Source organism: Nocardioides stalactiti, from assembly GCF_014180715.1.
GTDB classification, from domain to species: Bacteria; Actinomycetota; Actinomycetes; order Propionibacteriales; family Nocardioidaceae; genus Nocardioides; species Nocardioides stalactiti.
In genome coordinates, this window is record NZ_JACEFC010000009.1 from 53,408 (window position 1) to 62,611 (window position 9,204).

At 70.3% G+C, this 9,204-nt stretch carries 9 protein-coding genes; all 9 read right to left on the minus strand.

All coding sequences use genetic code 11. The features are described from left to right. Nucleotides 1-122: 122 nt before the first annotated feature. Nucleotides 123-2,300: a glutamine synthetase III family protein gene (locus H0487_RS03285; RefSeq protein ID WP_183092799.1), complete on the minus strand. Its 2,178-nt coding sequence runs from the start codon at nt 2,298-2,300 to the stop codon at nt 123-125. Between the two features lie 116 nt (nt 2,301-2,416). Continuing rightward, nucleotides 2,417-2,854 (minus strand): RDD family protein, encoded by a 438-nt coding sequence (locus H0487_RS03290; RefSeq protein ID WP_183092800.1) that lies wholly within the window; start codon nt 2,852-2,854, stop codon nt 2,417-2,419. Further along, nucleotides 2,854-3,564, minus strand: a complete 711-nt coding sequence (locus H0487_RS03295) for a DUF4191 domain-containing protein (protein WP_183092801.1) — start codon at nt 3,562-3,564, stop codon at nt 2,854-2,856. The genes H0487_RS03290 and H0487_RS03295 overlap by 1 nt, the downstream gene beginning before the upstream one ends. Continuing rightward, on the minus strand, nt 3,561-4,529 hold the full coding sequence (lipA, locus tag H0487_RS03300; RefSeq protein WP_183092802.1) for a lipoyl synthase: 969 nt from the start codon (nt 4,527-4,529) through the stop codon (nt 3,561-3,563). Before lipA ends, H0487_RS03295 begins: the two co-directional genes overlap by 4 nt. 19 nt (nt 4,530-4,548) lie before the next feature. Next, a complete protein-coding gene (locus tag H0487_RS03305) occupies nt 4,549-5,544 on the minus strand; it encodes a hypothetical protein (protein WP_183092803.1) in 996 nt (331 codons plus the stop codon). Beyond that, a complete protein-coding gene (locus H0487_RS03310; RefSeq protein ID WP_183092804.1) occupies nt 5,541-6,494 on the minus strand; it encodes an ABC transporter ATP-binding protein in 954 nt (317 codons plus the stop codon). Before H0487_RS03310 ends, H0487_RS03305 begins: the two co-directional genes overlap by 4 nt. Before the next feature lie 134 nt (nt 6,495-6,628). Further along, on the minus strand, nt 6,629-7,360 hold the full coding sequence (lipB, locus tag H0487_RS03315; protein ID WP_183092805.1) for a lipoyl(octanoyl) transferase LipB: 732 nt from the start codon (nt 7,358-7,360) through the stop codon (nt 6,629-6,631). Beyond that, entirely contained in the window at nt 7,357-8,280 is a 924-nt protein-coding gene (locus H0487_RS03320; protein WP_183092806.1) for a TIGR01777 family oxidoreductase, read from the minus strand. The genes lipB and H0487_RS03320 overlap by 4 nt, the downstream gene beginning before the upstream one ends. Nucleotides 8,281-8,416: 136 nt before the next feature. After that, nucleotides 8,417-9,204 (minus strand): 2-oxo acid dehydrogenase subunit E2 (locus H0487_RS03325; protein WP_183092807.1); only part of this gene is annotated, 788 nt, incomplete at its 5' end.

Below are 9,204 nucleotides of genomic sequence, written 5' to 3' on the forward strand. Positions count from 1 at the left end.
CAACCTACCGAATGCCCCAGGGTGCGCACAGCCCCGCCATGTTTCGTCCGTGTAAACAACCCCGAGAACGCCTGCTGCCCCCGCCCAGGGAGGGAACGGAGGCAGCGGCGCGGAGGGTCTGGTCAGCGGATGAAGAGCATCTCCTGGTACGTCGGCAGCGGCCACAGGTCGTCGGCGATGAACGTCTCGATCTCGTCGGCCGCCTCGCGGATCTGCAGCATCGCCGGCAGCACGGCGTCGCGGTAGTAGGCCGCCTCGGCGAGGCCCTCGTGGTCGTGCGAGGCCGCCTTCGCGTCGTCCAGCGCGGTGATCCCGGCGCGCAGCGCCGCGATCATCTCGGTCACCCGCACCAGGTCGGTCGTGTCGCCGTCGATGCCGGCGGCCTTGAGCGCAGCCACGTTGGAGGCGAGCTCGGTCTGGTAGCGGACCGCAGCCGGGAGGATCGTGGTCTTCGCGATCTCACCGGTCAGGTTCGCCTCCACGTTGACCGTCATGACGTACTGCTCCACGCCGATCTCGAAGCGGGACTCGAGCTCGGCCTCGCTGAAGACGCCGTACGTCGAGAACAGCTTCTTCGCCTCGGGGCTGGTGTACTCCGGCAGCGCGTCGACGGTGGTCCGCAGGTTCTTCAGACCACGGACCTCGGCCTCGGCGTGCCACTCCTCGGAGTAGCCGTTGCCGTTGAAGACCACGGAGCCGTGCTGCTCCATCACCTTGGCGAGCACGTTCTGGACCGCGACGTTGAACTCGGTGCCCGCGGCGATGGCGGCCTCCAGGTCGGTCGCGATGAAGTCCAGCGCCTCGGCCATGATCGTGTTGATGACGACCATCGGGGCAGCCACCGTCTGGTTCGAGCCCGCGGCGCGGAACTCGAAGCGGTTGCCGGTGAAGGCCATCGGCGAGGTCCGGTTGCGGTCGCCCGCGTCCTTGGTCAGGTCCGGCAGGGTGTCGACGCCCACGGACAGGACGCCCTTCTGCTTCGAGGAGGTCGCTCCGCCCTGGGCGATCTGCTCGAAGACGTCCTGGAGCTGGTCGCCGAGGAAGATCGAGATGATCGCCGGGGGAGCCTCGTTGGCGCCCAGGCGGTGGTCGTTGCCGGCCGAGGCGATCGAGAGACGCAGCAGGCCGCCGTACTGGTGGACCGCGCGGATGACCGCGGCGCAGAAGACGAGGAACTGCGCGTTGTCGTGCGGGTTGTCGCCGGGGTTGAGGAAGTTGCCCTGGTTGCCGTTGCCGAACGAGAAGTTCACGTGCTTGCCCGAGCCGTTGACGCCCGCGAACGGCTTCTCGTGGAAGAGGCACTCGAAGCCGTGCACCTTGGCGATCGACTTGAAGGTCGACATGAGGACCTGCTGGTGGTCCGAGGCGAGGTTCGCCTTCTCGAAGACCGGGGCGATCTCGAACTGGCCGGGCGCGACCTCGTTGTGGCGGGTCTTGGCCGGCACCCCGAGCTTGAACAGCGCCCGCTCGGTGTCGTGCATGAAGCCGAGGACCCGCTCGGGGATCGCGCCGAAGTAGTGGTCGTCGAACTCCTGGCCCTTCGGGGGCTTGGCGCCGAACAGCGTCCGGCCGGCGTTGAGCAGGTCGGGACGGGAGTTCACGAACGAGGTGTCGACCAGGAAGTACTCCTGCTCGGGACCGCAGTAGGACACCACGTTGTCGATGTCGGTGTGGCCGAAGAGGGCCAGCACGCGCTGGGCCTGCTCCGACATCGCGTGCTGCGAGCGCAGCAGCGGGGTCTTGTGGTCGAGCGCCTCACCGGTCATCGAGACGAAGATCGTCGGGATGCACAGGGTGTTCCCGTTCGGGTTCTCCAGGATGTAGGCGGGGGACTGGACGTCCCAGCCGGTGTAGCCGCGGGCTTCGAAGGTCGCGCGGATGCCACCGTTGGGGAACGAGGAGGCGTCGGGCTCGCCCTGCACCAGGGTCTTGCCGGAGAACTCCCACACGGCCGTCCCGTCGCCGACCGGCTCCATGAAGGAGTCGTGCTTCTCCGCGGTGAGGCCGGTCAGCGGGTAGAAGACGTGCGCGTAGTGCGTGACGCCCTTCTCCATCGCCCAGTCCTTCATCGCGGCGGCGACGACGTCGGCGACGGCCGGGTCGAGCTTCTCACCCTTCTGGATCGTCGCGGCGACGGACTTGAACACCGACTTCGGCAGACGCTTCTGCATCACCGCCAGGGAGAAGACGTTCTCGCCGAAGATGGCGCCGGTCTTCTCGGCGACGTCGAAGAAGGCGGCCGGCGCCTCGTTGGCCTCGATGTCGCGGATCGCGCCCAAGCGGGTCGGGTTCGCAGTCATGTGGATCTCCCTGGTGGTCGTGGCAAGCGCTCGCGTGAGCGACCTCCGGGTGACCGTAGGTTGTCCAGATTTCGCTGGGTTGCCCGAATGTTTCGGGGACGTAACAGGTTCCCGGGTCAGGCGCCGGACGTCGTGAGCCGTCGGTACGTCGGCATGGTGACGGTCGCGGTGCCGGCCAGGATGTCGTGGAGTCCCCGGCCGTCCTGGCGGAAGACCAGCGGCGGGATGACGAGCGCGATCGCCACCTGGCGACCCAGCAGCGTCAACGGGTTGCGCAGCGACCCGCGCCCGGCCGCGGGGACCACCCGCAGCCCGGTCACCAGCTTGCCGAACGAGCCGCCGAGGAGCCAGGTGAACAGCGCCGCCTCGACGACGAAGACGATGAGCGGCAGGAAGTCCGAGGCGGTCGTCTCGGGGCGGGTGTACTCCTCGAGCCCGACCGCCGCGATGACGACCAGGGTCGAGGCGAACCAGTCGACCAGGAGCGCCAGGATCCGGCGGCCCCAGGACGCGGTGGGGAACGGCACCGCCGTGCCGGAGGGCGCGCTGGTCATCAGCGACCGCGCAGGTTCCCCCGCATGCCCTTCATGCTGGTCGGCACCGGGCCACGGGGGAGCGGGACCTTGGGCCGCTGGGCATCGAGCGCCTTGAGCCGCATGAGCAGGTCGGTCTGCTCGGCGGGCTTGACCTGGCGGCCGAGCTTGCGGACGTGCTTGACGAGCTTGGGCAGCGGGACCAGGCCCTCGCCCGTGCCGACGAGCACCTCGTGCACAGGGAAGTCGGCCGCGACCCGCTCGTGCTTCTTGCGCTCGCTCAGCATGAGCTGGCGCAGCCGGTTGGGGTTGCCCTCGCCGACGAGGATGATGCCCGGCGGGCCCACGACGCGGTGGACCATGTCCTGCTGCTTGGTGAAGCCGACGACCTCCTCGAGCTGCCACCCGCGGCGCAGCATCGTCAGCGCGCGAGCGCCGGCGCCGACCTGGCCCTCCATCCGCGAGTACGCGGCCTTCTGGGCGCGACGGCTGAAGACGATCATCATCGCGAGGAAGCCGAAGAGGATGCCGCTGATGATCGCCATCACCAGGCTGAAGACGCCGCCTCCGGGGAGGAGGAAGAAGAAGATGCTGAAGCCGATCCCGCCGAACAGCAGGAACGCGCCCAGCATCCAGAAGCCGATGGCGCGGTCGACCTGCCTGGTCATCCGGTAGGTCTCGAGGATCTGCCGGCGACGGCTCATCGTCGTCGGGTCAAGCGGAGTGCTCATGCGTGGCTGTCCTGCATCTCTTTCCGAGTGTCTGCTGAGGCCTCACGGGTCTCGAGCGCCTGACGGTACAGGCGTCCGGCACGGTACGACGAACGCACCAGCGGTCCTGAGAGGACCCCGGCGAACCCGATGTCGGTGGCCTCGGCCTGGAGCTCGACGAACTCCTCGGGCTTCACCCAGCGCTCGACGGGGTGGTGCCGCACCGAGGGACGGAGGTACTGGGTGATGGTCAGCAGCTCGCAGCCGGCGTCGTGCAGGTCGCGCATCGCCTGGCTGACCTCCTCGCGGGTCTCGCCCATGCCGAGGATGAGGTTGGACTTGGTGACCAGTCCGAACGCACGCGCCTGCGTGATCACGTCGAGGGACCGCTCGTAGCGGAACGCGGGCCGGATCCGCTTGAAGATCCGCGGCACCGTCTCGACGTTGTGGGCGAGCACCTCGGGCCGCGACTCGAAGACCTCGGCGAGCAGGTCGGGCTGTCCGTTGAAGTCCGGGATCAGGTTCTCGACGCCGGTCCCCGGGTTGAGCTCGTGGATCGCGCGGACCGTCTCGGCGTACAGCCAGGCGCCGCCGTCCTCGAGGTCGTCGCGGGCGACGCCGGTGATGGTGGCGTACTTCAGCTGCATCTTCTGGACCGACTCGGCGACCCGTCGGGGCTCGTCACGGTCGAGCGGCTGGGGCTTGCCGGTGTCGATCTGGCAGAAGTCGCAGCGGCGGGTGCACTGGTCGCCGCCGATGAGGAACGTGGCCTCGCGGTCCTCCCAGCACTCGAAGATGTTGGGGCAGCCCGCCTCCTGGCAGACCGTGTGCAGGCCCTCGGACTTCACCAGGCTCTGGAGCGCGGTGTACTCCGGTCCCATCTTGGCCCGGGTCTTGATCCAGGAGGGTTTCCGCTCGATCGGGGTCTCGGCGTTGCGGACCTCGAGACGGAGGAGCTTGCGGCCTTCCGGGGTGGGGGCAGTCACCCCTCCAGCCTACCGTTCGTCAGGGCACATCCCGCTTTTGGAACGTCGCCACCGACGCCGCCAACGCGACCGCGAGGACCGGCCCCAGGAAGGCGAGCGCCCGCCCGAGCGAGAGGGTCTTCTCGACCGAGCAGATCTCCATCCCGCCGCCGCCGAGGTCGTCGCCGCAGGGCACCTCGGCCCAGTACGTCGTACCGTCGAGGATGATCGCCCCGATGTTGAGGCCGGGGTTCCAGACCGAGTCGATGCCGATCACGGCGAGCACGATCCCGCCGGCGACGCTCACGGCGAGCAGTACGCCCAGCGCGGCGACCGTGCTGCGGAAGAACATCGTCAGCCCGTAGCCGGCCAGCGCGGCGGCTGCGGCGACGCCCGCACCCCGCCAGCCGCTCTGGAGGCAGTCGAGGAGCAGGCCGTCGCCGATGGGGATGTCCCGGGAGCGGGCGACGAGCCCGAGGGCCAGCCAGTAGAGGGAGACGACCACGAACGTGAACGCGCCGGCCAACACCGAGACGACCAGTCCCTTGGCTCCCCAGACCCGCGCCCGGCGCGGCTCGAACAGCAGTTGGTTGCTCACCGATCCGCTCGCCCAGTCGTGGCCGGCGAACGTCGTCCCGGCCAGCATCATCAGGATCGCGAGCAGGATCACGATCGCCAGCCCCGAGCCCTCCTCACGCTCGGCGGCGAGGTCCAGCGGATTCCAGTACGCGTACCACTCGGCGCGCGGCAGGATGCTGTCCTCGCAGCTGGCCTGGATGTCGTCGGGCAGGGGGCGGCCCAGGTAGTTCTCGGGCTTGTTCAGGCAGCGCCGCAGGTCGCGCTGCACGTAGGGCTGAGCGGCGTCCGCTGCTGCTTGTGCCTCCGCCTCGGCGAGCGCGTCGTCGGACGGCGGCCGCGAGTTCAGGGTCGTGGCGACGCCGATGACCAGCGGCAGGACGACAGCGAGCGCGAGGATCACGAGGACCGCCCGCCGGCACAGCAGCCGGGTCAGCTCGACCTGGAGGAGCCGCTTCATGCGACCGCCTCCCCGCTCGTCCCGGGATGGCCGTCGCCGCCGAGCTGCTCGCCCTCGGTGAGCTGGAGGAAGTAGGACTCGAGGTCCGCACGCAGCGGTGCCAGCTCGGTGAGCCAGACGCCGGCCTCCCCGAGGACCCGGGTGATCTCGCCGGGGGTCTCGGCGTCGACGTGGAGCTCGCCGTCGATGGTCGCGGGGGCGAAGCCGGCGGCGACGAGGAGCGCGGTGGCGGCGGCCGGGTCGGGCACCTTCACCCGGTACGACGTGCCGACCTCGAGCAGCTCGTCGACCGTGCCGGAGGCGAGCAGACGACCGTTGCCGATGATGGTCGCGGAGGTGCACACCTGCTGCACCTCGGCCAGGATGTGCGAGCTCAGCAGGACGGTCACACCGGACGCCCCGAGGTCGCGGATGGTCTCGCGGATCTCCCGGATGCCGGCGGGGTCGAGCCCGTTGGTCGGCTCGTCGAGGATGAGCAGGTCCGGCTGCTTGAGCAGGGTGGCCGCGATCGCGAGCCGCTGCTTCATCCCCAGCGAGTAGGCCTTGTAGCGGTCGTTCTCACGGCCGCCGAGCTTCACCGTCTCGATCGCCTCCTCGACCCGCTCGGCAGGCGCGCCGATGACCGCCGCGAGCAGCTGGAGGTTGCGCCGACCGCTGAAGTTGGGCGAGAACTTCGGCGACTCCACGACCGCGCCGACCCGCCCGATCACCTGCGGCAGGTGATCGGGGACGGGCTCGCCGAACAGCCGCATCGTCCCGCTGGTCGGTCGGGCCAGGCCGAGCAGCATCCGGATGGTCGTGGTCTTGCCCGAGCCGTTGGGCCCGAGGAAGCCGTGCACGCCGCCGGCCGGCACGGCCAGGTCGAGTCCCTGGACGGCCACCCGTCGTTCGCCGCGCAGGCTCGTGAACACCTTGCGCAGTCCGGTCGTCTCGATGACGAGGTCGCTCACCCGAAAGCCCCCTGTAGTAGTCCGTCCCCTCCGGACGGTCAGACGATCCGACCACGCAAAAGGTTGGCCGGGACGCGGGACACGCCGTCGTTACCGGTTCAGGCGTCGGGCGCGGACCGTCCCGTGCCGAGGGCTCAGAGGGTGGGCGTGAGCAGGGGGATCCGCGGCGCGCGGCCGGGCTCGGGGCGCGGCTCGTAGTCGGGCGTCGCCGCGTAGGGCTGCCACGCGAGCAGTGCGGCGAGGTGTCGTCGTACGGCGGGCAGCACGTCGCGGACCGTGACGTCGCGGCCGAGCTCCTGGGACAGCGAGGTGACGCCGGCGTCGGCGATGCCGCAGGGGACGAACCGGTCGTACCAACCGAGGTCGACGTCGCAGTTGAGCGCGAAGCCGTGCATGGTGACGCCGCGGCTGACCCGGATGCCGATCGCCGCGATCTTGCGCTCCGGGCCACGCTCGTCGGCCTGGAGCCAGACGCCGCTGCGGCCCGGGACGCGCGCGGTGGTCACACCGAGCTCGGCGCACACCGCGATGAGGGCCTCCTCGACCCGGCGGACGTAGTCGACGACCTTGACGTGGTCGGGCAGCCGCACGATCGGGTAGCCGACGAGCTGACCGGGCCCGTGGAAGGTGATCTTGCCGCCGCGGTCGACGTCGATGACCTGGGCGCCGCCGGGGTCGGCCGGCCGCTCGTGGGGGTCGGTCCGCTTGCCGGCGGTGAAGACGGGCGGATGCTCGAGCAGCAGGACGGTGGGCGGACGTTCCCCCGCGGTGACCGCGGCGTGGACCTCGCGCTGGAGCTCCCAGGCCGCGAGGTAGTCGACGGCGTCGGCACCGAGGCCGGCCTCGCGGAACTCCAGTTCGGTCACGCCTCGAGGGTACTCGCCGAGGCCGCGAGACCGGTCGCGACCACCGCCTCGACGTCGGGGTCGGCGAAGGCGTAGCCGAGGTCGAGCAGCGCCTGCGGGCGGGTGTTGACCGAGCCCAGGAGCTCGGGGGAGACCCGGCCGGTCGCCACCTTGAGGAGCGGTGCCGGGACGGCGGCGAACGAGGGGCGGTTCAACGCGGCCGCGAGGGCCTTGGTGAACGCGGCGTTGGTGGGCGTCTCGACGCAGGTCATGTTGACGGGCCCGCTCGCGGTGGGGTGCTCGACGAGGAAAGCGGCCGCACCCACCCAGTCGCGCAGCGAGATCATCGGCATGTGCTGGCGGCCGTTGCCGAGCTTGCCGCCGAGGCCGCCCTTGAAGAGCAGCCGGAGCTGTTGGAGGGGGGCGCTGGAGCGGTCCATCACGGGCGAGGTCCGCAGGAACACCACCCGCCCACCCGCGTCGATGGCCGGCTGGGCCGCGGCCTGCCAGACGCGGCACACCTCGGTCATCAGGGTGTGGCCGCGGGTGTCGGCGGCCTCGGTCAGGAGGGCGCCGCCGTGGTCGCCGGACCAGGCCACGGCGTTGCCGGCGACGAGGTACGGCGGCGCCGGGGCCGCCGCGACGGCGCGGGCGAGCGTCTCGGTCGTCTGCACCCGGGAGTCCCGGAGCTCGGTCGACCACTTCTTGGAGTGCGGGTTGCCGAGGGTCGGCGAGCCGGCGAGGTTGACCACCACGTCGGCCGCTGCGATCAGCTCCGCGTCCACCTCGCCGACAGCCGGGTCCCACGTCGACTCGTCGGGCAGGCTCGTCGGACGTCGGACCAGTGCCGTGACCCGGTGGCCCCTGCGCTCGAGCTCGCTGCGCAGGTGGGTCCCGAGGAAGCCGGAGCTCCCGGCCATGACGATCGACATCTCACCCATGAGGTCAGCCTGACACGACGGTGTTCAACCCAGGTCCACGAACCCGCACACTTCGGTCGTCGAACCCGCACACTTCGGTCGTCGAACCCGCACACTTCGTGCAGGTTCGGCGACCGAAGTGTGCGGGTTCGTGGGCTCAGACCTCGAAGGCGGCGGCCTCGAGGCGGGCCTTGACGTCCTGGAGGAAGCGGCCGGCGTCGGCACCGTCGACGAGGCGGTGGTCGTAGGTGAGCGCGAGGTAGCACATGTGCCGGATCGCGATCGTCTCGCCGAGGTCGGGGTCGTCGATGACGACGGCGCGCTTCACGACGGCACCCGGACCGAGGATCGCGACCTGCGGCTGGTTGATGATCGGGGTGTCCCACAGGGCGCCCACGCTGCCGAGGTTGGTGATCGTGAAGGTGCCGCCCGACAGCTCGTCGGGACCGATCTTGTTGGAGCGGGTGCGGCTCGCGACGTCGGCGATCTTCTTGGCCAGCCCCGAGATCGCCAGGTCACCGGCGTCCTTGACGACCGGCGTCAGCAGGCCCTTCTCGGTGTCGACGGCGAACGCGATGTTCTCGCGGTCGTGGTAGGTGATCTCGCCCTTCTCCATGTCGAGCGTCGCGTTGAGCGCCGGGTGCTGCTTGAGCGCGTCGATCGACGCCTTGGCGAAGAACGGCAGGAACGACAGCTTCACACCCTCGCGGGCGAGGAAGTCGGCCTTCGACGCCTCTCGCAGCCGCGCGATGTTGGTGACGTCGACCTCCACCACCTGGGTGAGCTGTGCGGAGATCTGGACCGACTCGACCATGCGCTGGGCGATGATCTTGCGCAGTCGGCTGACCGGGACCGTCTGGCCGCGCAACGGCGACGGGGTCGTCGACGGTGCGGCAGCAGCCGGCGCGGCGGCGGCCGGGGCAGCGGCTGCCGGCGCGGCGGGCT

What these genes read in the sequence shown, in the direction of transcription:
- H0487_RS03295 (WP_183092801.1), bottom strand. Translation starts at nt 3,564, where the DNA reads ATGAGCACTCCGCTTGACCCGACGACGATGAGCCGTCGCCGGCAGATC.
- H0487_RS03305 (WP_183092803.1), bottom strand. Translation starts at nt 5,544, where the DNA reads ATGAAGCGGCTCCTCCAGGTCGAGCTGACCCGGCTGCTGTGCCGGCGG.
- H0487_RS03285 (WP_183092799.1), bottom strand. Translation starts at nt 2,300, where the DNA reads ATGACTGCGAACCCGACCCGCTTGGGCGCGATCCGCGACATCGAGGCC.
- H0487_RS03290 (WP_183092800.1), bottom strand. Translation starts at nt 2,854, where the DNA reads ATGACCAGCGCGCCCTCCGGCACGGCGGTGCCGTTCCCCACCGCGTCC.
- H0487_RS03320 (WP_183092806.1), bottom strand. Translation starts at nt 8,280, where the DNA reads ATGGGTGAGATGTCGATCGTCATGGCCGGGAGCTCCGGCTTCCTCGGG.